Source organism: Candidatus Lernaella stagnicola (assembly GCA_030765525.1).
In the GTDB taxonomy this organism is placed as follows: Bacteria; Lernaellota; Lernaellaia; order Lernaellales; family Lernaellaceae; genus Lernaella; species Lernaella stagnicola.
On record JAVCCK010000003.1, the window covers coordinates 246,503 to 271,949 of the forward strand.

Sequence of the window (25,447 nt, forward strand, 5' to 3'; positions counted from 1 at the left end):
CGGCCGTGAAGCGCGGTCGACAAAAACCGGTTTCGTCTCAATTATCCTCCCCACCTTGCCCCACGGCGCTCGATTGGTATTCTGAACGCCAAAATAAGGGGCACTTTTTGACTCGATACGGGCAGACATCTCGGATTTGGTGTGTCGTTCTCCTGCTTTTTGTGGTCGTATCCTGCAAGCCCAATGGCAACCACAGCCGCGGGGCCGGTAACCACGACGCAGAGGGGAATCGTACGCCCATCGCCGCCACGCCGCTGGCCGGACCGCCGCGCAACGTCTTGCTGATCACCATCGATTCCTTGCGTTGGGACCACGTCGGTAGCTACGGCTATGACAAACCGACGACGCCGAAGCTCGACGCCTTCGGTGAATCCGCGGTGCGTTTCCAGCGAGCCTACGCGCCCAGCCCCTGGACCCTGCCCAGCCACGCCAGTCTGCTTACCGGGCTTTATCCGGATACGCACGGCGTGGATCAAGAGCGTTCGGTGCTCGGCCCCGAATTGCCGACCCTCGGCGAAATTCTACAAGCCCACGGGTACCGGACCGGCGCGGTGGTGTGCGCACCTTTCCTTTGGACGTTTTACGGTTTGCAGCGCGGCTTCGACACCTACGACACCGAATTGATGGATTTGCTGCCGATCAAAAGCCTGCGCCGCAAAGTCGGCCCGGACGTCACCAAGCGGGGCTTGGATTGGATCGACCAAAATCGCGACCAACCGTTTTTTCTTTTCCTGCACTACTGGGACGTGCACCACGACTACAATCCGCCGCAGGAATACGTCGATCTTTTCGATCCCGGTTACGAGGGTGACGAAGACGGCTTGCGTATCGCCGAGCGAGAGCACGGGGAACTTGCGCCCGGGTATCCGAAACGCGACCTGAAGCATCTGCTTGCGCTATACGACGGCGAAATCCGTTACACCGACGATGCGCTGGGCGATCTGCTTGCCGGGCTCGAGCAGCGCGGCCTGATGCAGAATACGCTGATCTGGATCACCTCCGACCACGGCGAGGAATTTCTCGATCACGGACAGGTGGCGCACAAGAAAACCTGTTACGAAGAAGTGATCCGCATTCCGCTCATCGTTCGCATCCCTTGGATGGAGACGGCCTCGTCGGTGATCGATGACGCGGTGAGTCTGCTCGACTTTTTCCCCACCGCCCTCGACGCGCTGGGTATCAAGACGAAGCGTTTTCTACACCAGGGATTAAGCCTGGTTCCGGCCATCGCCAAGGGCAAACGCTTAGAGAGGCGTCCGCTATTCGCCGAGACCGCGACCGGCGTGCTGCCCACGGGGAACAAAAAGGTTCATTGGTCGGCGATGTTGGCACCCGACGGCGTCAAGCTGCACGCGATCCGCCCCTACGGCAAACGCCGCGGCAGGCTGAAATTCAGCATGTTTGATCTGCGGTTGGACAAAGAAGAAGCGAACGACGTGGCGGTCAACCGCCGGCAAACCGCCAACGGCATGAAGCGGCAATTTCGCTACAACAAGAAAACCCACCGCAAAATACGCAAGTCCCTACACGTGGGCGAAGACACTCAAAAAAACCTCGACAAGAAACTCGACGAAACCCTCAAGGGATTGGGGTATCTGCAGTAGGGTCATTCGTGCACGATCGCCGCTCGGGCGCGTAATGTTACCGTCACTCGAATCGCGTGAGCCGAAACAGGGCGAAATCCTTTGTCGTTATGACCGGTGAGAAGTCGGTGGCGAAGTCTCCGGTAGCCCAAGTGAATTCGACGGGGAACCCGGCGGATTCGGCGCGCAGAAAGCGGCGTTCGGACGGCGAAAGTGTCTCGACGAAGAGATACTCCACGCCCTGCTTACGAAGATTTTCCAGCCAAGCCTCGGGGTTCGGATTCGCGCGACGCCACGGAGCCTTCTCACGCGTGCGGTCCAAATCCCCGGCCGCAGCCGACTCACCGACATAATCGTGCAGCAGCTTGTCGCCGCCGTCGAGGTTGAGGTAGCGAACGCGCGTCAATCCGCCGCGGCCCGCCAGATAATACGGCCGGTTGCGCCCGGCGTAGGCCACGCATTCGGGGCGCGTTTCCCAAATGCGCTGATACCCCCGCAAAGGCAGGTGGCGCAGGGCGTTGATGTCGGTCTTGACGAACACGCCGCCGGTCGGTTGTGCGGCGATAACCGCCAAAAGCGATCCGACCGCGAACGCCACGGCCAATCCACGAAAAACGCGTCGCCGCATCAGGTAAAACACGAGGGCCATCGTCGCCAACACGAGTAGCGCCAGCGGCCATCCCCGCCACGCGAGCACCGAACGCAGGTAGCGACTATCGAAAAACTCGCCGCCCACCAACACCATCACAACCGTGGCCGCGATCACAACGCCGGTAACGTACGAGGCCACACGGCTTTCGCGCGCCTTTGCGCCCAACCACGCCCACGGCAGCAAAGTCAGCGCAACGATCCATAAGAGGAAGCGGTCTTGCGAACTGTAGGGCACGATCAGAAAATGCCACACTAGGGCCACCGGCGCGATCCAGCCGACCATTCGCCAGCGCGGTTCCCGCCAAGCGGCGATCAACCCGCCGACTACGCCAATCAGCGCAACCGGTACGAACCAAAAACCGAAGGCCTGGCCGATGACCGGCAGCGCGTCAATGAAGCTTGGCACATGGAAGGGACTGGCCAGCATCGCCTCGCGCGTGAACGCGCCGGAAAATAAACTGAGCGAGCCGAGCGAGACATGCAACGGGAACAGCGGATTGCCGGTGACGATCCAGTTGCGCACATACCACGGGGCCGCCGTCACCGCCGCCGCGCCGAGCCACCAGGCGAACAGGCGTTTCTCGCGGCGACGCACGAAGGTCACAAGCAAGGGCGCGGCCACCAGAGGCGCATAGCTGAGCGCCAGAAACTTCACCCCCGCCGCCAGACCCAGCGAAGCCCCGGCGAACAGCGCGAAACGGCGATCGCTGCGATGGGCGTGCTCCACGGCAAAGGCCAGCGCGGTCAACAGCAACGAGGACATCATCAGATCGACCGCCGGGCTCGACGCCTGGCGAATCACCCACGGCACCAGCGCGAACATCGCGGCCGGAAGGTACGCGGCGGAGTGTTTGCCTACCAACCGTCGTCCCATTGCTGCCAAAGCGGCGAGCGCCAGGATCAAAAAGGGAAATTGGCCGACTTTCGCCAGGGCGTCCACGCCGCTGAGCTTGAAGGCGAAGACGTTGTCGACCGCGCCCCGCCAGGGGGCCATCAGCCACGCGTACCAGAGTTCACCGGTGGCCGGGGCGTAACCGGGCGCGGCATCGCCGAAAGGGGTATCGATGAGAAACACGCGCCCCGCGGCGAGCCACTGCGCCGGGAAATGCAGGTGGTAAGTCAGCGCGTCGTACTCGACTGCCGGTTGGGCGAGCTTGGCGCCCAAGTAGCCCGCGTGTACCGCCGCGGCGGCCAAAACCAATCCGGCGAGGGCGACGCCGCTTCGCGACCACGAGGGGGACGCAACGCGAGTCGCGGTTGGTGGTTGGGGGCCAAACCACGCCGCCGCAGCGCCGCCCCACAACAACACCAGATAGCCCGGCACGCCAAGCAAACCGACGATCCCCAAGATTCCGCCGACGCCGGTCACGAATCCGAAGGCAATCAGTAAGGCGGCGAGTAGGCGCAGGGGGGCGTCGTCTTCCGGCACGGCCCATGCAGCAAGACGCGCGGCGACCAAAAGCACCGGGGCCGTGAACGCCGCGGTAAGCAGCAAATGATGAAGCAGATAGAGCATCACGGCATTTTGGCACGCGGGCATACGGCTCACAAGCGAGGTGAACTATGATAAGCTGAAAGGCGCATCTCAGGGAGGTTTGTATGACGACCGCGTCGCGTACCGGTTCGATGCGATCGGTGTGGATTTTGTTGCTGCTTTTGCTTGCCCTGCCCGCCACCCGTCATGCCGGCAGCAACGTGATGGTGCGCTTTGCCACGACCGTGCGGATCGTCGACGCGGGCACCACGGAGTTGGGTTCCTACGCTTCCCAAACCAATGATTTGGCCACGCACGGCGGCAAGTTCTACAACGACAAAGCGCCGGGCGTATCGCTGATCAACGTGCCCGCCTACGCGCTGGTGCGGCTAATTACGGACAACTTCGATGCCGCGCGCCACGCGTGCCGCCTCCTTACCTTGACGCTGTTTACCTTGTTTACCGCGTGGTGGCTGCACCGGCGACTGCCCGCGTGGGGCGTGGAAGGCATCACCCGCGACACGGCGGCGGTGGCGTATTGCGTGAGCACGGTCGGCTGGGCGTATTTCGCCATGCTGTTCGGGCACGGTTACGTGGCGAATTTCATCATGTTGGGCGTACTGTTTCTCGTGGATTACCGCCGCGAACCCGAATCGGTGCGCTCGCTGGTCGTGGCCGGAGTATGTTTCGGCGCGGCCATCGCCACGGAGTACCCGGTCGCGGTGCTCGGTTTGATCGCCGGGATTTACTTGCTGCTATTCGAACGCCGGGTCAGCCGCGTCGCCGTGTTCGCGGCGTTGGGCGCGGCGGCACCGTTGTTGGTGATCCTGGCGATCAATTACGCGAACTTCGGCGATCCCTTTCGACTCGGCTATTCCATCGTCAAGGACCCGCGCTATTTCGGCGCTATGAACCAGGGTTTCATGGGCATCAACCTGCCGACGCTCGGCAACTTCTTCGAGATCACGCTCTCGCCGGGCAAGGGCGTTTTCTTTTGGAGCCCGCTGTTGCTGATGGGTTTGGCGGGATTGCCGATCGCGTTCCGGCAGCGTCGCGCCGAGCAGTTTTTACTCGGCGGCATGGTCCTGGCGTACCTATTCGTCTTTTCCGGCTACTTCGAAGCCGGAGGCGGCGCCTGCCTGGCCTGTCGCCACCTGACACCGGTTTTCGGTCCGCTGATCCTGGTCGCCGCGTTGGCGGCATCCCGCAGTCCGCGCCGCGCCGATTTGTTTTTCTTGCTGGCCGCAGCCTCCAGCGTGTTGGCGCTTGTGGGTGTTTTCGCCGAGCCGCAGATGCCCGAACGCCTAGCCAATCCCCTGTGGGAATTCGCCCTCCCCTTGTGGCGGGAAGGTCTTGGGCCGGGCAATATTTTGGGCTTGCCTGACCGCGTCGCGCAGATCGCGGCGGCAGTGCTGCTGGCCACGACGTGGCTTTTCGTCGCCCAAGGTAACGGCATGTTCCGCCGGAAACGAGGCAAATGGGACATGGCGGCTCCGGCGGTCGTGTTGGCGGCGGTTTTCATTTTTCTGTTGGCGCTACCGTTTCTCCCACGTACGGAGCCGGGCTTGTATCACCAGGTGCGCGGCAACAACTTCATGGTGCGCGAGGATTACACGCGCGCCGTCGGCGAATACGAGCAGGCCTTCGCGACGCGTCCGGACCCGTGGGTGCTTTACTATCTGGCCCGCGCGCACCTGAAGCTGGGCAACGAGCAAAAGGCCGAAGCGGTGCTGGAAAAGTTGCTGGCGATCGACCCGGAGATTTTGCGGCCCGATGCAAAAAAAGGTACCGTAGAAAGCACGGACGAAGCGACTACCAACGACGCTCCGACGCCCGCCGGAGAGGATCAGACGAATGACTCGTCGGGAGCGGTGACACCGTGAATCGATTTCTATCGTTGCTTCTGCTCGGTGTGATGCTGCTGCTCGCGGCGTGGCCGCTGTTGCGCCCGTACCAAGTCGCGGGGCACAGCGCGTACGTCGACCTCTCGCGGGCCGAGGCCTTTCACCAATCGGTGTCGAACGGCGATTTCACGCCGCGTTGGGTTCCCGATTTCTACAACCGCCTGGGCAGTCCGATTTTCAATTTCTACGCGCCGCTTACCTACTACGTGATCGAGTCCTTTCGACTATGCGGTTTCGACGGCATGTGGTCGTTGAAGCTGGCGTATCTGCTCTTTTGGGCGGCCGCGGTGTTGGGAATGTTTTTGCTGGCGGGCGAACTGATCGACTGGGACGGCGCGGCGGCCGCGGCGGCGGCTTACGGCGTGGCGCCCTATTTGCTGGTAGACATTTACGTACGCGTCGGCATCGCGGAATTCGCCTGCTTCGCCTGGCTGCCGTGGATTCTTTGGGGCATCTGGCGAACCGTTCAGGATGTCGGGCGTTTCGGCCCGGTGGTGGCGTCCCTGGCGTACGCCGGGCTGGTATTGACGCACAACATTACGGCGATGATCGCCACGCCGTTGATTGTCGGCTTCGTGATTGTGGCGGCGCCCGATTGGCGGTGGGCGGGCCGCGGTTTCATAACGATCGGCTTGGGCATGGCCGCGTCGGCGTTTTTCTGGTTACCGGCGCTGGCCGAAATGAAGTACGTGCAAGCGGTTGAAAGCCTGACGGGCGGTTTCTTTCATTACGAAAACCATTTTCTGACCATGCCGCAGCTTTTCATCAACAAGTGGGACTACGGCTCAAGCCGTCCCGGGACCAACGACGGCATGGGGTTTATGTTCGGCAGTGTTTTGTGGCTGGGCGTGCTCGCGGTGCCGGCACTTATCGCCCTGCGCCGCACGCGCGAAGGCCTTGAGCGGTTCCACCTGCCCCTATACTTCGCCGGGGCCGCGTTTTTGTGCCTACTGATGACGCAGGCTTTCATGAGTTGGCTGTGGTGGCTTTTGCCGCTGATTTCCTTCACGCAGTTTCCGTGGCGATTCCTGCTGCCGGCCACGTTTTTCGGCGCGTTGCCGGTCGCGGTCTTCCCCGCGCTGGTGCATGAGCGTTACCGGCCGTGGTCGGCCTGGGCGATGGTCGCACTGATCACGATCCTCAGCATTCCGTTCTTTGCGCCACGCTACGTTTTTCACGACGTCAAACGCAACGGCTTCGTGTTCGTTCCCGCCGAGAGCGCGGATGTCGCCGCAGCGCTGCCGAACCTGGTGCGCCCGGACAAGTTCCTCACCATCCCGACGATCCGCAAGCTGGGCGTAACCAGTACGGCCGGTCACGATTACTTGCCCGTCGGATGCACAAAGCTGCCTACCGGCGAGCCGGAGCACGCCGCGGAAGCCGGCGACGAACAAGTCGAGATCATCGCGTCGCATTGGGGTTATCCCTACGTACTGGCGGAAGTTCAGGCCTCGGTGCAGGGTTCGGTAGTGATCAACCACTTCTTTTTTCCCGGTTGGGAAGCGAAGATCGACGGCGTTTTCGTGCCCATCTCGGTGGAGCCGGGGACCGGTCGTATGACCGTGACCGTGACGCCGGGCCGCCACGTGGTGGAACTGCAGTTCACCGACACCCTCGTGCGTATCATCGGCAAGTTGATTAGCGCGCTGGCGATGCTGCTAATCGCGGCGTGGGGCTTGTTGATCTTCCGCTTCGAGACGCTATGAGGACCCGTCGGATTCCCGAAGCCATCGCCTTTTTCGCACCGCTGGGGCTCTACCTGGCGACGCTGGCGCCTACGATTCACCTGGGCGACTCGGGAGAATTAACCGTCGCGGGCGCGTTGTTGGGCGTGGCGCACGTACCCGGTTACCCCCTGCTGACGCAACTGACCCACTTGGCTGCGCAACTCCCACTCGGCCACATTGCCTGGCGGGCCAATTTCATGTCGGCGCTTTTCGGGGCGCTGGCGGTATGGGCGACCTACCGCTTGTTGCTGGAAATCACCGGACGGCGTTGGGCGTCCCTCGCGGCGGCGCTGACCTTGGCGACGACCTACACGTTGTGGGAACAGTCGCTGAAGATTCGCGCCTATCCGTTGAACACGTTTTTCGCCGCCGCGGTGATCTACCTCACGCTGCGATGGCGGGCGACAGCGGATAAGCGTTTCCTGTTTACCGCCTTTGCCTTGTGCGGCGTGGGCTTGGGCAACCATGAAATCCTCTTGGTGGTCGTCGCGGTGCCCGGCGTGTTGATGCTTGCCCACCGCAGGCAACTACGTCTCGTCGATTGGTTGCTGTGTGGCGTGCTGGCGACCGTCGGCGTGACCCTCTACTTGTACCTGCCGTTGCGGGCAGCCGCCAATCCGGCCCTCAATTGGGGCGACCCGAGCACGCTGTCTCGATTTCTGGACGCCCTGCTGCAACGGCAGTACTCGCACAAGATGCTCAATGCCGACTGGGCCGCCAAGGGCGAAATGCTGTTGGTCATCGCGCGGAGTTTCACCGACGAACTCGGTCTGGTCGCTTTCGCCCTGGGCGCGGGCGGTCTCATTGCGTTGGGTCGCCGGGACCGAGCACTGACGGCCGGGTTGCTACTGCTTGTCGCGGGAAACATCGCCCTGCGCATCAACTATATCGGCGAAGACGAGATGTTCCAGGTGCGCCGGTATTTGATCAGCACGTACTTGGTGATCGTCATCGGCCTGGCCTATACGCTGGCTTGGCTGGAGCGGCGCGTCTCCGAATCGCCCCGCCGACCTTGGTTGCGGGCGGCCTTCGGCGCGCTGCTGGTGTTGATCGTCGCCTGGCCGTTGCTGCATCACCTGCGGGCCAACCAACAACAGGGAAACTGGGTGGCGTACGAGGCCTGGCAAAACACGCTGGCCCATCCCGAGCCGGAATACGGCCTGTTCGTCGGCGGCGACAACAATGTGTTTCCCTTGTGGTACCTGCAAATGGCCGAGCGGCGGCGGCCGACGGTATCGATCTTGCCGCGCGGTGGCTTTCGCGCCGACTGGATGATCGAGATGATGGCGCTTCAACTACCCGCCGACGTGGTGCGTAGCCGTCCCGAATTCTCCGGCGCGGCGTACGAGGATCCACTGTTTCTGTCGACGGTGAGCAATCTGCTTGAGTATCGCGAATTCCCCTTCGCGATGGTCTTCGATAACCTGCAAGCGCCGGCCGACAATTTGGCCCTTAGCGAGATGAGCAAGCGCGCGGCGCCCTTCCACGCCGGGGCGTTGACGTGGTGGGCGAATCCGTCCTCGGCAGACCGACAGCGCGTTTGGCGGTTCTATCAGACGGCGGCGATTACTGATCCCGATCTGCCGCGCGACCATCACACGCAGACTGTCGCGACCGACTACGGCGCGTATTTCGACCGGCTGGCCCGCGATTTGGAAGGGGCCGGCGACGCACGCAAAGCTGTCGAGGCCTACGCGCGAGCGCTGGCTGCCGATCCGCAAAACGACGCCTCGATGGCCAATTTGGGAAACCTGTACGCGCGGTTGGGCGAGTGGCCCAGCGCGGTCTTCTGGTACGAGCGGGCGTTGGAGATTGCGCCGGAACAATGGCAGCACCATCACAACCTGGCCATCATTTTCGAGGCGATGGGCGAAACCGAAAAAGCCGCGGCGGCGCGGACGCGCGCCGGGCAACTGCAATCGCTGTAGCGCCTACAGGAACTCCGCCTTCACCCCGGCGAAGGGGATGACGGGCAACTGGTAGATCGGCACGCGCTTGGGCTTGTCGAGCCCCTCTTCGGCCTCGTAATAGTACCCCCACAAATTCCGTTGGTTGTACACGTTGTAGACTTCGCTGAAGACCGTCAGGTCGACGCGCGGGTGCACGTGCCAGGTTCGTTCCACGCGCATGTCGAGACGGTGGTAGAGCGGAAAACGCGCCTCGTTGAGCGCGCCGTTTTGCGCCTGCCAGTAGCGAAAGAAGGTGCCCGGAAAAGTCTCGACCCAATCGTTGACCGGCGTGTAGGGCCGCCCGGAGGCGAGGCGGAACGTCGAGGAGAAGACCCAGTCGGTCAGGGGCCTGAAATTGGCGACCAGGTTCAAGGTGTGCCGCTGGTCTTGCTGCGGGTAATAGCTGCCGTATTCGCCGCGGCCGTCGTTGTAACGCACTTCGCCAAGGGTGTAGGCCAGCCACCCGTCCCACCAACCGCCAAGCTTCTTCTGAAAGAATACTTCGACCCCTAAGGCGCGTCCCGAGCCCGAATTGAAGTAGTTGATAGTGGGCAATCGTCCTTCCAGCAGGAATTGCGACTGCTGCAGGCCGCCCTCGTCGGAGCCGCCGATCTCCATGAAAATCAGGTCGTCGAGTTCCTTGTAGTAGCTCTCGACGCGCAAGACCATCTGCCCGCCCAATCCCTGCTCTAGACCGACAACGTAGTGCGTGGATTTCTGCGAGCGCAGGTTGGGATTGCCGATGTCCGTGTCCGTAATGAAACTGCTGTACGGAGGCAGGTAATAGATGCCCCAGGCGGTTTTCAACACGGTCTGTCGCGCCAGGTTGACGGCCAGCGCCGCGCGGGGGCTGACCACCCACCCGTTCTGCGTGGCCATGTAATGGTCGACCCGTACGCCGATGTTGGTGCGCAGCCGTTGGGGGACAACCTCGGTCTCGTGCTGGACGTACCCCCCCCAAAGCTGTTTGGGATCCTGGTCGCCGAATTCGATCGTGAATTGCTCTTGCTCGTTGGCGAAGCGGGCGCCGGGAACGAACTGGCTGAGGGGAAAACGCGCGCCGATGTCCAGGTCGACCCGCCCGTACACGGCCCCACTCTTGAACACGTTGCGCCCGAGGTCGAACTGAACTTCGTTGTTGACGTACATGCCGTTGATTTGGGCGCGGCCGAAAAAGGTGTCGGTGTCGCTGGTCAGGTTGCCGTCGGCGGTGACGATCTGGTAGCTGAGCGAGGTTTTGTATAGAAACCATGAGGTCGGCAAAAAGTTGTAGGAGAGCCCGTACATCTGCGTGATCTGGTTGTAGTACCCCTCGCCTTCGTCGATCGTGCTCGGGTTTTCCTCCAACGCCGCCTCCGCGCCGTCTTCGCTGCGGATCAGCAGCGCCACAAATCGATGCTTGTCGTTCGGGTAGAACGAGCCGCGCAGCATGACGTCGGAGAACACGGGAATGGGCACGTCGGTCCAGTCTAGAGCGCGCAGCATGTAGTCGTAATAGCTGCGGCGCGCGTTGATGATCCACGTCATCTTGTCGCCGGCCGGTCCCGAGACGAGCGCGGAGGCCGACAGTAACGACACGTCTGCAACGGCGTCGACGTGATCGCGGTTGCCGTCGCGGTAAGTGACATCGAGCACGCTGCCGGTCGCAAAGGGGTACTGGGCCGGAAAGCCGGCGGCGTAAAACGTAAAGCGCTCGACTAGGTCGGTGTCGATAATCGAAAGGCCGATGCCGAAATGGTAGGGATTGGATAGAAGTTGGCCATCGATGACGATCAGGTTTTCGTAGTTTTCCGAACCCCGCACGTACATGTCGCTCGTGAAATCGGTGCTCGCCACAATTCCCGGCAACTGCTGAATCGCTTTGGTAATGTCCTCGAATGCGCCGGCGTTGTCTTCGATTTCCTCCCGCTCGAAAGTGTGGGCGCTGGTTTGCGGCGACTGGTCGATGGGCGCCTTGTCGGTAACAACGATTTCCTTTTCCTCGAACTCCACGCCGAAGGAAAGCTCGGCGTCGGCAACCACTGCGCCGTCGCCCGGCACGGTGACGCGTCGGCGCGTCTTCTCGTAGCCCTCGGTAAAGAATTCGAGCGTGTAGGAGCCCGCCGGGAGGTTATCGAAGACATACGAACCGTCTTCGCCGGAATAGGCCGTGCGCTTGGTTTCACGCACGGTGATCTGGCACCCGAACACGACGGTGCCGTCTTGGTCGGTGACGACGCCACGCAACGTGCCGGCCCACCCGAGCGCGGGCCACAATGCAAGCAGAATGACGAGCCAAAAAACGCCGCGGCGCACGTGCGCCCTCCGGTAGTTAGATGGCGGCCGGACCTTTCGTCAATTGCCGTTGCGCCGACGCCAAAATACGGCGGCGAACAGGGGGATCAAGAGCAGCGAAAGATCGCCGACGGTTTTCTTTTGCGGTTGCCGTTGAGGTTTGGGTAGGACTTCCCATTGCCGCAGCGGTGCGGACGGATCGGGGTTTTTTTGCGGCGCAGCTTCCAGACCGGTAGCGGGCGGCAGCAGGGCCTGTTGATCCTCACCGCAGGCGTCGGCGGGGTCGCCCTCGGCGTCTTGAATCGGTTCGCCGTCGCCGATCGGCGGTTGTGGATCGGCAGAGGGAACCTCGACGAACTCGGGCTTGTCGCCGGTGCCGCAGGCGAGTCCCAGGGCGAGAGCCACGGCGAAGGCAAACAAGAGGTAACGCGTGCGCATAATCGCTCCTTATCAGTACTCAACCCCGAAGGTCGCCGCGAAGGAATGAATTTGGCCGCCGTAGTCGATGGGGCCGAAGACGTCTTCGCGGTCGTTGTCGAGGTGGCTGTCCATTAAATAGTGGAGTTGATAGACCAGATCAAACCGCACGGGCAGCAAAAAGATACCCATCGGGTCGTTGAATAGGAAACCCGCGCCCGTCGCGGCCACGTGCTTGTCGGGATCGAGAATATTCATGTAGCCGTTCATGCTCTGCGTCGGCGAGGGTTCGTAGTAGTAGCCGGCGCGGGCCGTGATGCCGAAAACCCATTCCCAATCGATATCGAAAGCGTGTTGAAACCCGAGGCGCGCATGGTAGGTGTCCAGGAAGGGCGGAGACGGCTTGTTCTCGGCACCGGTCAACCAGGCCGACCAATTGCGCCAGATGCCGTCGGCGGTAACGGTAACGGCGTCGGTGGGTTTCCAGGCGAAACCCAAGGTGGCGCTCATGGGGGAAAAGCCGGTTAGCTGATGCATGTCGACCGTGGTTTTCGGCACTTCGATTTGCTCGCCGGTTTCGCTGAGCGTAATGCGTACGACGTTGGTGAACTCGCCGCTGCCGTCCAAAGTAGTGACCTCGTCGTGCCAGGCCATTCCCACGCGCACGCCGTCGCTACGGCCGTGGGCGGGGATCAGGAACATCGCGCCGAGCACCGGTTCGACCTTACTGTAGGAAGCGGTCGCCATGCCCTGCCGCGTTTCCCAACGAATGACGGGCATCTCGATATCCGAGTGCGCAATGACGTCGGAATGGGTGTCGGATGGGGCGACGTTGATGCTGGCGCCGAAGCTGGCCCAGTCGAAAACCTTGATCGCGAAGCCCGCATAGAGGCTGAGAATGCTCACGGGCCGGTCGCGATACCGAAAGAAGTAGGGCGTGTTGGGATCGGCAAAGAGCGTAAAGGATTTGAAGTAGGCCGAGATCGCCAGCGCCAATCCGGCCGAAAAACGATCGGACACGTTCTTGTTGATGGCGTCGGAAAAATCGAAATCGGTGCTCAGCCCCACGAGTAGGAAGTCGGCCGGGAAACCGCCGCTGAGGTCGCGGCCGGGGTCCGGCGTCAGGTTCATATAGAGATCGGGGTACACGCCCTTGTACCCTATGTCGAAATGGTTGCCGCGAATATAGGAGAAGCCCGCCGGGTTGTAGAACGCTGCCGAGTAGTCGTCGGCCAGGGCGGTGAAGGCGTTGCCCATTGCCGCGTCGCGCGGGCCGACGCCGTGCTCGTCGAACATCTGGTTGCCACCGGCGAGACATGGCGGTGTCGCTCCGGGCATTAACCAAGTTCCAATCACTATGATGACTAGAGCAAGCCAACAACTGTTTCGCATGGTCGCCTTATTCCGCCGCACGACGGGCGGTTCACTTATCATCGGAACCTTTTAGCCTATTTCATCGGGAAGGCACAAGAACAGGTTATGGAATACGGGCCTGTAGCCATTGACCGACGCGGACCGTGGCGCTGACTCCGCCGCTGACCATAAACACCGAACGCAGGCGGTATCCCGCCAGTTCCCAATCGACGGTAAGCGACATTTTGCCGCGAATGCGCATCCGTTCCGACAGTACAACTTCCGCCCGGCGCATCGTAAAATACGGAATCCAAAAGGGCTTTTTCGCGCCGCGACGCCAGAAATGAAAACCGCGGGGGGTCATTACGATCATCCCGTTACCGCGCGCCAGCATTCCCCATCCAACGAACCGACCGGCCTCGGTATCGTCTTCGACGATGCGGGTCTCGAGGTAGTAGCCGCCGAATTCGGCCTCCGATGCTTCCCTGGGGTCGGGGCTTTGGAGGTCTTCGGGAAGTGGGTACTTCCGCTTCAAGCGGGTAAGAAGCCACCACCAGAAGCCGACATTGACCACAGTCACGGCGGCAAGGATGAGGACGATGAGAACGGCGACGTCCATGGCCGTTATTGGAGGTATTGCTTGATGTTGGGCTCGAAATACACAACCGGATAGCGATGCGCCGTCAGGGATTGAGCAAGGCTGCGCGTGGCCTCGACCCGCAATTCCTCGGTGGCGCGCTCGATCATCACGTCTCGAATGGAATCAAAGGGGGGCGGATCGCCGCCGAAGCTCAGTTCGTCTTTGTGCGCCTCGTAATAGGCGCGCGCGTTATTCGAGGATGCCTTGATGTCCTCCCCGAGGATTTCCTCACGCGTGACGCGGCTGAGCGTGCCGACCTCGACGATCTTTTTGCGTGTTTCGAATTCCGGGCCCGAGTCCCACCCTTCGCGTTTGACCCACGTGTGGATGATATCTTCCCCGATGATGTATTCGACAACCTTTTTGGGATTTGGGTGCTTGCGAAGTAATTTCCTGGTTTCCGGCGGCGTTTCGTCCAATCGCATGAGGAGGTTGCCGACGGTGTATTGATAATCCTGGCCGGTGGCGATCGTTTCCTCCAGCTTGGGCCAGTCTTTTTTCCCTTCCGATTGAAAGACATTGAAGCGGGACAGCAGTTCGAAATCGATCTTTACTCCCCACTCTTTGGCCAGTTCGCGTTTTTTCATATTGTACGCGTTGTCCAACATGCGCCCGAGGAGTCGGTGGCGGGTGTCCTCTTGGTGCTCGGCGAACGGATACTTCTCTTTGTCTTTGACGACCCTGTCATATTCCGCGCGGACCTGTTCGTCGGTGAGTTTGATATCCTTGAGCAACTCGACCTTCGCCAGTTCGTTGACCGCACCATAGGAATGCAGGCGCAACGACTTACGAAATGCCTTTTTCTTGAAAAACTTCCGGCGCACGCCTTCCAGGTAAAACGTCGATTCGACCACGAGCTTCTCCAGAAAATCGCGTTTGCCCTCAAGGGTGAGGTACTGGGCGCGGTTTTGGATCGGTACGCGGGAAACGGCGGCCTCGAAATACGAGTGTGTAACCTGAAACTTCCCCTTGCCGATATCGGCGAGGATCGGGTCGCCGTCTTCGGTCATCGGCTGTTGATCGGATCGTGGTCCGGTACAAGAAGCGCATGCAAATGCGCCGATTGCCAGCAAAACCATAAAAATTTTCGTCAAACGTCGCACGTTCTTCCACCTCCGATTACGGTAGCAGCTAACTAAACACAAAGCGGGCCGGTGCTCAAGTGGGCCGGCAATGAGCCGCAGTGCCCCGCTTTTGCTGGACATTCCGGGTGTTGGGGAGAATTCCGCCAAACTCTCAGGTATTTAGCCAAAATGATAATCTCCTTCTATTCCTTGACGCCTTGGTTATTGCACCTCTATAATTCCGCCTCGGAGAAGCCGTAAAATCGAATCGGTGAGAATCGATTCCTTCGATGTTCAACGAGTGCCCGCAGGCCCAAAGGAGCAATCTTCCATGAAACGCCTGATTTTGTTGTTTACCGTGGTCTTTATGTTTTTCGGCGTCGGTCCGGCCGCGGCAACGTGGTTCGACGTGCTGAACGTTGAGCCGACGCCCGCGCAGGTGGACGTCATCACCGCCGATGTCGACGGATTCACCTTGCGCCTGACGGTGCCCGGTTTCGATGTTACCGAACCTGAACCAGGGTTCGCGAAAATTGAAATTCCCGGCGCCGGTATCGCCGGAGCCGCCGGTCAGCCGCAATTGCCGACGATCACCCGCCTCGTGCGCGTCCCGCTGGGCGCCGACGTGCGCGTCACCGTGCGCGCCTCGTTCGAGGAAATCGCGCTCTCGGCCCTCAACGGCGCACCTCGGCTGATGCCTGTGCAACCCTCGGTCCCGAAGATTCCGGGGGCCCTGGAAAACGCCGTGTTTATGATCGACGAAAGCGCTTACCGGCAAACCACGTCCGTGTTCGCCTCGGGCGTGAAAATCGTTGATGAAGGCATGATGCGTGGGTACCGGGTCGTCACACTGCGGATGCAGCCGGTCAATTACAATCCGGCACGTCAAGCGATTCAAGTGGCGGGCGAGATGGAAGTCGACGTGGAATTCGAGGGTGCCGATTGGGCCGAAACCCAGTACCTCGAAGACCGTTTGGGCGACCCGCGCTCCGCGGCGATGGCTCAGATTTCGTTGGTCAATTTCAACAACTTCCCGAAGCCTTTCAAGGACAAGCCGGCGCCCTTCACGGCCACCAGTTACGTGATGATCGCCCCGGCGGCGGTATACAACAATCCGGACATTCAGGAACTCATCGAATGGAAAGCCCAGCGCGGTTTCGATGTGGTCCCCTTGACGCTGGAGGAAATCGGCAGCACACCGGCGGATATCACGTTGTACCTGCGTGACGCTTACGAGAACTGGGAACGCCCGCCCTCGTATGTGCTGGTGCTCGGCGATACGCCCATCGTTCCGCAATTCTCCGGTACGACCGGCGGTGCCCTGGCGACGGACTTGTACTTCGGATCGATGACCGAAGGCGACTACTTCCCCGACATCGGCGTCGGCCGCCTGCCCTTCCGCACGGACCAACACGTTCGGAATATGGTCAACAAGATCCTGAGTTACGAGCAGCAAGAATGGACGACCAACGACAGTTGGACACGGCACGCCACCTTCATGGCCAGCCGCGACAACTGGAACATTTCCGAAGGTACGCATAACGCGGTGTGCAGCTACTTCCTGGAGCCCAACGGCTTCTCGTGCACCAAGGTGTTTTCTCAGCACGGCGGCACGACCGCGCAGGCGATGGCCGCGCTCAACTCCGGTCCGACGATTCATGCCTACTCCGGGCACGGCTCCCAAACCAGTTGGGCCGACGGTCCGCCGATCAGCCAAGCCAACGTGCGCAACCTCACGAATCCGACGACGCCGCTGATACTGTCGCACTCGTGCCTGACCGGCAGCTACGCAATGCCCGAATGCTTCGGCGAAACCTGGGTGCGCGTGGCCCGCGGCGGTCTCGCTTTCTGGGGGGCTTCGGACAGCACGTACTGGGATGAGGACGACATCCTCGAAAAAGCCATGTTCCAAGGGTGGATGACCGGCGGCGGCAAACTCACGTCGATGCCCTGGACCAGCGCGATGCTCGATTACTCGCTGATCAAGCTGCACGAATTCTACAGCGGCGGCGGGCGTACGAAGCATTACTTCGAAATGTACAACCTGTTCGGCGATCCGGAAGTCATGCTTTACAGCCGGCCGCCGGTGGAATTCACGCCGCTGCTCCCGTCTTACGTAACGCCGGGCTCCACTTCCATCGACGTCACGGTGCCGGGTGTGGCCGGCGCGATGGTCGGCATCTACGCCGACGGCGAAACCTGCGGTTGCGGCTTCACCGACGCATCGGGACAGGTGACGGTGGAATTGTTCCGCAATCTCCCGACCAAGGCCGATGAGCTGACGTTGACCATCACCGGCGAAAACCTCGCCGCGTACAGCGTCGAGATTCCGATCGGATCGAGTGTCGATGACGATGACGACGACACGACCGGTGACGATGACGCCACCGATGACGACGCCACCGACGACGATGACGCCACCGACGATGACGCAATCGATGACGATGCGGTCGACGACGACGACACGACCGGCGCCGACGATGACGATGACGACGACGATAACGACAGCGGCGGCGGCTGCGGCTGATCGCTCAACCATAGACATTCCCATACCGGCAAAGCCTTCGGGCTTTGCCGGTATGCTTTTAACCCACCGCGTCGCTTCCTTCGACTCAAGTTTGCCAGCCGGCCCCTCGTCGCGTAGAACACGAAAGATCCTGGAGGGCTTCTTTTGACGCGCAATTCGGTTCGCGAAATGACATTCGGCCGGCGTGTAATTTACGCGTCGGGTGAACTTGGTGTTGCACTGACTCCGGCGATGGTCGTGGGTTGGCTGATGTATTTTTATCTCGGCAGAACCGATGGCGACGGCGGGAAAACCGTCCTCGTCCCCTACCTTGCCTTCGCCGCCATTAACATGCTGGGACGCATCATCGACGGCTTCGCGGATCCCCTGATCGGGTTCTTTTCCGACCGGACGCGCTCGCGCCACGGACGCCGCCGGCCATGGATTCTCATTGGCGCGCCGTTTCTGAGTTTGTTCGGCATCATGTTGTGGTACCCGCCGGATAGCGCCGCTTCGTGGCTTAATATCATTTGGCTGGCCATCGGCCTGGGCGGTTTTTGGGTTTCGTTCACGGTGGTGGTCGCCCCGTACATTTCCCTGCTACCGGAGATTTCACGCGACGACCGCGAACGCGTCGAGCTTTCCATTTACATGAGCGCGGCCGATATCATTGGAATGCTCATGGCCACAGTGGGCATCGGCCTGCTGATCAAAGCCGCCGCGGGCGGGCTTCGGCTCGGGCCATTGGCTTTCGGCGATGGCTACAAATTGGCGGCGTGGCTCCTGGCGATCGTATCGCTTTTGTCTTTCTGGCTCGTCGTATTGGGCACGCGGGAAAAGCCGGACTCAAAAGCCAAACGCGTGCCCTTTGATTTTTTCGAAGCCTTCAGTCGTTGCTGGAGCAATCCGTCGTTTTCGCCGTATTTGATTTCGATCGCCTTTTTCCGGATGTCGATCGACCTATTGCTGGCGATGATTCCTTTTCTCGTCACGATCGTGATGGGCTACGGCGAACACGTCGCCGGTTATTTACAGGGCGGCATTATCCTGCTTGCCGTGCCGCTGGTCGCCGCGCTTTATCCATTGGCCGAGCGGTTAACCAAACGGCGCGTGTTTTTGGTGTCGCAGTTTGTGATGGGCGCAGTGCTGTTCATGCTCGTCACGGTGCGCGACCTGCCCTTCTTCGGTTGGTTGGTGAACGCCGCAGTGGGCGGCATGCTGTCGGACTCGGAAGTCATGATGGCGCACGTCGTGGTGTTGTTTCTGCCGGCGTTGCTGCCGATTGCCGTCCTGTTCGCCATCCCGCGACCGATGATGGCCGACGTGATCGATATGGACACCCGCCTGACCGGGTACCGCCGCGAGGCCATGTACGTCGGTCTAGAAAGCTTTGTGACGAAACTCGCCGCCGGGCTGGCAGGTGTTTTCGGCCCGGCGATGCTGGCGATTTTCGGCGACACCACGGCCTCACCGTGGGGAATATTGCTCATCGGCCCGTTGTGCGGATTCTTTTTATTGGCGAGCGGCTTCGTGTTCCGCTACTACCCGATCAACAAGTAGACTCGCCGCGGAACATCGCTCGTCCCAAGGCCGGCGGCGCGTTATTCCACCGCCTCCAACACCGCAGCCCCCGACAACCCGCCGGCGGCACAAATCGCCAGCAGCGCCATGTTTTTATCGGTCCGGTACAGTTCGTTAACCATCGTGGTAACCATCCGCGCGCCGGTCGCCCCAAAAGGGTGCCCCAACGCGATCGAGCCGCCGTAAAGGTTGATCTCTTCCGGCGCGACCTCGCCCACCGCCTTCTCGCGCCCCAGCCGCTGTCGCGCCCAGGATTCGCTCCCGAGCATTTTCAGGACGCTGAGCACTTGCGCGGCGAACGCCTCGTGGATGTCGATGACATCGATGTCGGCCAAGGTCGCCCCGGCGCGGTCTAACGCTTCGGGAATGGAAATGGCCGGCCCGATAAGCAACTGATCGGCGGGGTCCACGGCGCCGTAGGACCAACTGCGGAATGCCGCCCGCGGCGTGTAGCCGAGCGCCCGCGCCTTGGCTTCATTCATCAACAACACGCCCGCCGCGCCGTCGGTGAGCGCGCTGGAGTTGCCGGCGGTAAGCGTGCCGTTCTTTTTGAACGCCGGGCGCAATTTCGCCAACTTTTCGAGGGAAGAATCGCCGCGCACGATTCCATCGGCGTGAATGCGCTTACCATCGGGGGTGTCGACTGGGACGATTTCGTCGGCGAAGCGACCGGTGGCAACAGCCGCGGCGGCCCTTTGATGGGATTGCAGCGCGAAGCGATCCTGCGCCTCGCGGCTGATCGCGTTTCGCTTGGCCATTTTTTCGCTGGACTCACCCATCAGTTCACCGGTCGTGCGTTCTCGAACCGAAGGGGTTCGCGGCACGAGATCGCGTCTGACGTCCAACTTGCCCAGCAATGCGAAATAGTCTTTCACCGTGGAACGCGAACTCATGAACACCGGGGCGGCTTTGTGAACGAAGCTGCGAGGCATCATGACCTCGGCGTTGCTCGTGGAGTCGCTACCACCCGCAACCACGACGTCGGCCTCGCCGCGCTCGATCATGCCGACAGCGTCGGTGATCGCTTTCAGGCTCGTGGTGCACGCGCGGGTGACGGTCGTCGCCTCCACCTCGGGCAGGCCCAGGTCCAGGATAATCTCGCGCCCAATATTGACGGCGGTGCTGGGCAGGATGACTCCGCCCCACATGATGCTGTCGATTTCCCGCCACGGCAGTTGCAGCTTCTCCAACAGGCCGCGCACGACAATGACGCCCAGGTCAATCGTGTCCAACTTGGTGAAGTCGCCAAAAGCCCTCAGGAAAGGCGTCCGCACGCCGCCCACGATAACCGCGCGACGCTTGCTGCTCTGTTGTTTCCGCTTCGCCATGATCGATCCTTTCCGCTTAAGCGCCTACGTAGTTTCCGCCGCAGATCCGCCAGATTTGCCCGCTCAGCGACCACGCGCCGGGCCCGGCTAGGTAGGTGATGACTTCGGCCACGTCTTCGGGCAAGCCGCCCTGCCCCAGGTTCGCCAAACGCCGCGCCACTTCCCGCGTCGCCACGGGAATGGCCGCGGTCAGCCGGGTCTCGATAAAGCCCGGCGCTACGGCATTCACCGCGATGCCCTTTGGCGCCAAGGTCGGCGCCAACGCTTCGACATATCCAATGACGCCGGCTTTCGACGCCGCGTAATTCGTCTGCCCCACGTTGCCGGCAATGCCCGCGATCGAGGAGAGGAACACGATGCGACCACCCGCGTTCATGCGCGGCAGCAGCTTTTCATTCACCGCCATCATCCGGACGAGGTTGACGTTGAGCGTCGTGTCCCACCGTTCTTCGTCCATGTTTTGCAGCATCTTGTCGCGCGTGACGCCCGCGTTGTGAACGACAATATCCAGACCGCCGAACTGTTTCTTCACATAGTCGGCGATGATTTTGGGAGCGTCGGCGTCGGTGATGTCGCACAGCAGCAAGGAGCCCTTGACCTCGCCGGCCAACACGCTGGCCGGGCCGTCGTCGGCCGGTCGGTCAAGCACGATGACCCGCGCCCCTTCGCGAGCGAACGCCCTGGCGATGGCAGCGCCGATGCCGCGGGCCGCACCGGTCACCAGCGCGGTTTTGCCGTCGAGCGGTCGCTGAAAGGATTCCGGCTTCGTGCCGACGACCGCGTTGGACACGGTCAGTTGCTGTCCCGACACATAAGCCGAGCGGTACGACAGCAAGAAGCGCAGCAGCGGCTCGATTCGTTCTTCGGCGCCTGGGTCGACGAACAACAAATTGGCCGTGGCGCCTTTTTTGCCGATCTCCCGCCCGGCGCTTTTCGTGAAACCAACGAGGGCGCGCGCCGCCGCCGCGGCCAGCGGATTTTTCGTCGCCGCGGGCGATGGGGCAAGGATCAGCACGCGCCCGCAAGCCGCCAAGGAGCGGACATTGTGATGGTAGAAATCGTAAACCTGTTTGAGCTGTTCAGGCTTCTCGATCGCCGTGGCGTCGAATACGAGCGCGTGCGGTTTTTTTGCCGCCGACTGCTCATCGGGTTGGAAGGCACGCGGCAATCGGCCCCAGGCTTCTCCCTCTTTTTTGAACGCCGCGATGAGTTTGTCGTCGCCGGCTAAAAAGGTTTCGGCTCCGGCCGCGGCCAGCGCGTGCGCCGCAAACCGCGTCGTCGTGGAGTGGCCAAGCTGCGCGAACACGACGGGTAGGCCCTCCAATTCCTGCTGCCGCCACGGTGTGTGGTCACGCTTGAGTTTTTGCGGCATGGGAATCGGCAACCCCATGGCTTTAATGATTTTGCGCGCCGTGGGTCGAGCGCCGAGGTCGACAAGAAAATCACTCATCATCTTGCTCCCTGATTGTGTAGTGACCGGATAAATAGGAAGGCCCGCCCGGCCCGTCGCCGATGTAGACGCCGCCCAGGTCATCGACGAATACGCCGACGTTGCCCGGCAGCACGAGCGGCCGGTTGAAACGCACGTCCCAGCTTTTCAGGTAATCGACCCGTCCCGACCAAAGCGCTTGGTTTAGCGTTTCGATCGCGCGGGCGGCGGTGGAAAAGCCGTGGAGGATCGTGTTGCGGAAACCGGCGGCCTTGGCGTAGGCCGGAATCCAATGAATGGGGTTGAAATCGCCGGTAAGAAAAGCGAATTCCAAACCAGCGTTTGGGCCGAGCCGCCAGCGGCCGATTTCGCGCACGTCGGTGGGCACACGCGGCTTATCTTTTTTTGCACCGGATTTCTCGCCCGGCTTTTTCAAAGGGATCAACGCGTTGACCTCGGCCAGCAGGGCGTCCGGGGCGGAGTCGGTTTCGGTGATGAGGCGCTCGGTGATGATGATGCGCCGTCCGTTGTCGTCGATCGCGGCTAGGTTGCCTTTCATACGCAGCGGTTCATCGGCGGGCAGAGCGCGTCTGATCTCCATGCGAAAGCCCGCGTTGACGACCCGCGACATGTCATACGGTACGGCCTGCAAAGTCTTGCTGAGCAGCGGAAAACCCCATTGCGGAAACAGATGGGGCGGCACGGTGTTTTTGTATGCGTCGGGATTACCGCCGACGTGTCGCACGTAGTCACGAATCAACGAGCGAGCCAGGGGCGGCAGGGTACGTTCGATCACCGGACCGGGTGCCGTGGGCTCGCCTTTGGCGCCGCCGCCTCGCGCGGACAGCACACCGGCTTCCAACAACGCCCGCAACACCTTTCCCTGACGAAACAAGTGGCGATAGGAGACGCTCATTTCACCCTCCCCTGCGGCTACGTGGCCGCGTTCTCGTCGGCTTCGGTTTCTTCCAGATGGGCCAACAACCGCGCGCCGGTCGTCGTGATTTCCTCGTGCAGGAATTTGCAGCGCGGTTCGGCGCGTTCGAGATAGCGCTCGAGCACCTCGCGGCGTTCGGGAAAACGTTCGGCCTGTTCCAGCAGCAACTCGCACACCGCGACGTCGGCCAGGATGCGGGTCAAGCGTTCGGCGTGGAGCATGGCGAGGGCGAAATCCGTCTTGGGATCCCACTCGCCGAAGAAGGTTTTCCATTGGCTGATCGGTTGACGACGCAGCCCGGCGATCTTTTTGCCGGCTAGGCGAGAAAGCAGAAACTGCAACGCCGAATACTGCAGCGCTTGGAGTCGGGCGACGCGCTTCGCGTCACGGTCGGAGGCGGTGCGGGCACGCAGTTTGGTGCGGGCCATGCCTTCCAGGAAACGCCGCGGATTCTTGAGCACTCCCATCAGGCTGTCTTTCATGGCCATGAGCGCTTGGATTTGACTCGTGCCCTCGTAAATCGGCATCACCAGCGCATCGCGCAGAAGCTTCTCGGCGCCGAATTCCGTGCTGTACCCGTAACCGCCGTGGATTTGGATGCAACGGCGGGCCATCTCCACGGCCTTCTCGGCGGCGAGGTATTTGACCAGCGGCGTCAATCGCCGGGCGCTGCTCACATGATGTCGGTGCTGCCGCGCTGTATCTTTCTTTTCGGCTTCGTCGGCGGGCGGGCGAAAGCGCAGGATGAGGTCGAGTTTCTTGGCCATTTCCTCGTGGTAAGCGCCGTTGACCGCCAGGGCGCGGAGGCCTTGGATATCGGTGCGCATTTCGTCGAGGTAGTCGGCGATCATTTCGTGCCGCGCGATATTCTTGCCCATGCTCGGCCGTTCAGCGGCGTAGGCGGCGGCCATGCGGTAGGCGGTTTCGCAAACGCCGATGCACTCAAAGCCGACGCCGACGCGCGCGTTGTTCATCAGTTGGAGCATGAGGCGGAAGCCGTCACCGCGCTCGCCGATGAGCAAGGCGGGCGAACGGTCGAAGTTGATCGTGACCGTCGCCGAAGCGTGGTGGCCCAGTTTTTCCTCCAGCTTTTCGAACGAGGCGTAATGCCGTCGTTTGCCGTCGGCGTCGATTTCAAACGCGGGCACGAGAAACATCGACAAGCCTTTGAGACCGGCGAACGCGTCGTTGGGGTCGGCCGCTTTTTCAGTGCGCGCGATGACGAAGTGATACTTGGCGTGGCCGGAAGTGATGAAGATTTTTTCGCCGGTGACCAGCCAATTGCCGTCTTCGTCCTGTTCGCCCTTGGTGCGCAGCGCGGCCATGTCGCTGCCGGCGCCGGGTTCGGTGATGTCCATCGACCCCCATGCCTCGCCGGAAATGATTTCGGTGATGGCGTCGGCGAAGCGTGTTTTGGAGATCATACCCGCCTCGGTGTCGAACTCGGTCGTGCCTTCCATGATGGAATATAGAAGCATCGCCATGGCCATGCCGCCGTGGAAGCCTTGATGCGTGCTGACCGAGACGTCGCCGCGCGCGAAAAGTTCGGTGCAAATCATAAAGAGTAAAAACGGCGTGTTCATGCCGCCCAGCTCACGCGGCAACGCCATGCCGTGCAATTCGAGCGCGCGAATGTTGTCGAACAGTTGCTGGAAGAGCGGTGGAAAGCGGACAACGCCGTCTTCGAGGACGGGGTGGCCATGGTCCAGTTCGGCGCTGAGGGGGGCGACTTCCTCGGCGACGAAATTGCCGACCAGGTCCAGCACACCGCGGTAAAACTCGAGCGCATCATCGACATTCCGGAAGCCGTCCGCGGCGGTCCATTGGTATTCGGTTAACTCCACCAACGGCGCCCAATCGATGGCGTGATCCACGTAGAACCGCAGGTCATGGTTGTCGTCGTAGAAATTAGCCATCACTTCTCCTTTTCGCCGAAAGCGACGGCGAACTCGGATCGACGAAGAGCGATTCGCGGGCAACGCGAACTAGTTCGGCAATGCGAGGCGCCAAGTTGGTTCTCTTTTTTTGCGGGAAGAAATCGTCGGCGGTGCGGCCCATGGCCACAGTGCCGATGACCATCATCATTACTTGAAAGACGTAGGATTCCGGGTCGACATCCGATTTGATGACATCGCTTCGCTGGCCGAGTCGGATGTAATTCGTGATCAAGTCGAGCCACGGCCGCAAGTGTTGCCGCACCAATTCCGGCGCGCCTTCAGGGCGATCAAGCATCTCCCGCACGACGTGACGGGCGCGGTTCTCGTCGTCGAGGAAAAAATCTACCAGCGCGGTGATCATGTCGGCAAAGCGGTCGTGACCGCTGGCCGTGTCGGAAAGCAGGCGCGGCAACTCGCGGCTCCAATGCTGCATCAGGTCGTCGTTGACCGCCTCGCGCAACGTTTTCTTGCTGTTGAAATGGTAGAGCAAGGATTGCTTGCGGATGCCGACCGATTCGGCAATCGCCTGTAACGATGTGCCCTCGAAGCCGTTGCTGCCGAAAAGGCGGATCGCCTCGTCCAAAATTCGACGCCTTACTTCTCCGGCCTGAATATGATTATCATGTGACATAGATGAAAACCGCCGTGACTACCAATTGGTAGGCGGAAACGTAACAATCGGTAGACAGGCAG

General features: G+C 61.2%; 17 protein-coding genes. 6 read left to right on the top strand and 11 right to left on the bottom strand.

What is annotated here, in order from left to right:
* The first annotated feature begins 107 nt into the window (after positions 1-107).
* The gene (locus tag P9L99_01635) at positions 108-1,604 is read left to right on the top strand and encodes a sulfatase (GenBank protein ID MDP8222036.1); all 1,497 of its coding nucleotides are present in this window, start codon (positions 108-110) and stop codon (positions 1,602-1,604) included.
* A gap of 43 nt (positions 1,605-1,647) precedes the next feature.
* Here the strand turns inward: P9L99_01635 and P9L99_01640 are convergent, their stop codons facing one another.
* Positions 1,648-3,774 (bottom strand): hypothetical protein, encoded by a 2,127-nt coding sequence (locus tag P9L99_01640; protein ID MDP8222037.1) that lies wholly within the window; start codon positions 3,772-3,774, stop codon positions 1,648-1,650.
* Positions 3,775-3,833: 59 nt separating this feature from the next.
* On the opposite strand from P9L99_01640, the gene P9L99_01645 reads away from it, so the two are divergent.
* The 3 genes from P9L99_01645 to P9L99_01655 are packed head-to-tail and all read left to right on the top strand — an operon-like array spanning position 3,834 to position 9,267.
* The gene (locus P9L99_01645) at positions 3,834-5,591 is read left to right on the top strand and encodes a tetratricopeptide repeat protein (protein ID MDP8222038.1); all 1,758 of its coding nucleotides are present in this window, start codon (positions 3,834-3,836) and stop codon (positions 5,589-5,591) included.
* Positions 5,588-7,318, top strand: a complete 1,731-nt coding sequence (locus P9L99_01650) for a hypothetical protein (protein ID MDP8222039.1) — start codon at positions 5,588-5,590, stop codon at positions 7,316-7,318. The genes P9L99_01645 and P9L99_01650 overlap by 4 nt, the downstream gene beginning before the upstream one ends.
* A complete protein-coding gene (locus P9L99_01655) occupies positions 7,315-9,267 on the top strand; it encodes a DUF2723 domain-containing protein (protein ID MDP8222040.1) in 1,953 nt (650 codons plus the stop codon). Before P9L99_01650 ends, P9L99_01655 begins: the two co-directional genes overlap by 4 nt.
* A gap of 3 nt (positions 9,268-9,270) precedes the next feature.
* Here P9L99_01655 and P9L99_01660 read toward each other — a convergent pair whose 3' ends face one another.
* From P9L99_01660 to P9L99_01680, 5 genes are all read right to left on the bottom strand, one after another.
* A complete protein-coding gene (locus P9L99_01660; GenBank protein ID MDP8222041.1) occupies positions 9,271-11,583 on the bottom strand; it encodes a TonB-dependent receptor in 2,313 nt (770 codons plus the stop codon).
* A gap of 39 nt (positions 11,584-11,622) precedes the next feature.
* Positions 11,623-12,000 (bottom strand): hypothetical protein, encoded by a 378-nt coding sequence (locus P9L99_01665; GenBank protein MDP8222042.1) that lies wholly within the window; start codon positions 11,998-12,000, stop codon positions 11,623-11,625.
* Positions 12,001-12,012: 12 nt separating this feature from the next.
* Positions 12,013-13,317, bottom strand: coding sequence for an outer membrane protein transport protein (locus P9L99_01670; protein MDP8222043.1), 1,305 nt, complete (start codon positions 13,315-13,317; stop codon positions 12,013-12,015).
* 139 nt (positions 13,318-13,456) lie between these two features.
* The gene (locus P9L99_01675; GenBank protein ID MDP8222044.1) at positions 13,457-13,951 is read right to left on the bottom strand and encodes a hypothetical protein; all 495 of its coding nucleotides are present in this window, start codon (positions 13,949-13,951) and stop codon (positions 13,457-13,459) included.
* Between the two features lie 5 nt (positions 13,952-13,956).
* The gene (locus P9L99_01680) at positions 13,957-14,982 is read right to left on the bottom strand and encodes a hypothetical protein (protein MDP8222045.1); all 1,026 of its coding nucleotides are present in this window, start codon (positions 14,980-14,982) and stop codon (positions 13,957-13,959) included.
* A gap of 385 nt (positions 14,983-15,367) precedes the next feature.
* Here P9L99_01680 and P9L99_01685 point away from each other — a divergent pair, with 385 nt between their 5' ends.
* A complete protein-coding gene (locus tag P9L99_01685) occupies positions 15,368-17,563 on the top strand; it encodes a C25 family cysteine peptidase (protein MDP8222046.1) in 2,196 nt (731 codons plus the stop codon).
* 144 nt (positions 17,564-17,707) lie between these two features.
* Complete coding sequence (locus P9L99_01690; GenBank protein ID MDP8222047.1) at positions 17,708-19,102, top strand: MFS transporter; 1,395 nt, start codon at positions 17,708-17,710, stop codon at positions 19,100-19,102.
* Between the two features lie 41 nt (positions 19,103-19,143).
* Here P9L99_01690 and P9L99_01695 read toward each other — a convergent pair whose 3' ends face one another.
* Genes P9L99_01695 through P9L99_01715 form a run of 5 tightly spaced genes read right to left on the bottom strand, consistent with a single transcriptional unit; the run spans position 19,144 to position 25,337 of the window.
* Positions 19,144-20,451, bottom strand: coding sequence for an acetyl-CoA C-acyltransferase (locus P9L99_01695; protein MDP8222048.1), 1,308 nt, complete (start codon positions 20,449-20,451; stop codon positions 19,144-19,146).
* Positions 20,452-20,467: 16 nt separating this feature from the next.
* Complete coding sequence (locus tag P9L99_01700) at positions 20,468-21,901, bottom strand: 3-oxoacyl-ACP reductase (protein MDP8222049.1); 1,434 nt, start codon at positions 21,899-21,901, stop codon at positions 20,468-20,470.
* Positions 21,894-22,796: a MaoC/PaaZ C-terminal domain-containing protein gene (locus P9L99_01705; GenBank protein ID MDP8222050.1), complete on the bottom strand. Its 903-nt coding sequence runs from the start codon at positions 22,794-22,796 to the stop codon at positions 21,894-21,896. The genes P9L99_01700 and P9L99_01705 overlap by 8 nt, the downstream gene beginning before the upstream one ends.
* 17 nt (positions 22,797-22,813) lie before the next feature.
* Complete coding sequence (locus tag P9L99_01710; GenBank protein ID MDP8222051.1) at positions 22,814-24,733, bottom strand: acyl-CoA dehydrogenase family protein; 1,920 nt, start codon at positions 24,731-24,733, stop codon at positions 22,814-22,816.
* The gene (locus P9L99_01715; protein ID MDP8222052.1) at positions 24,726-25,337 is read right to left on the bottom strand and encodes a TetR/AcrR family transcriptional regulator; all 612 of its coding nucleotides are present in this window, start codon (positions 25,335-25,337) and stop codon (positions 24,726-24,728) included. Before P9L99_01715 ends, P9L99_01710 begins: the two co-directional genes overlap by 8 nt.
* Positions 25,338-25,447 lie beyond the last annotated feature (110 nt).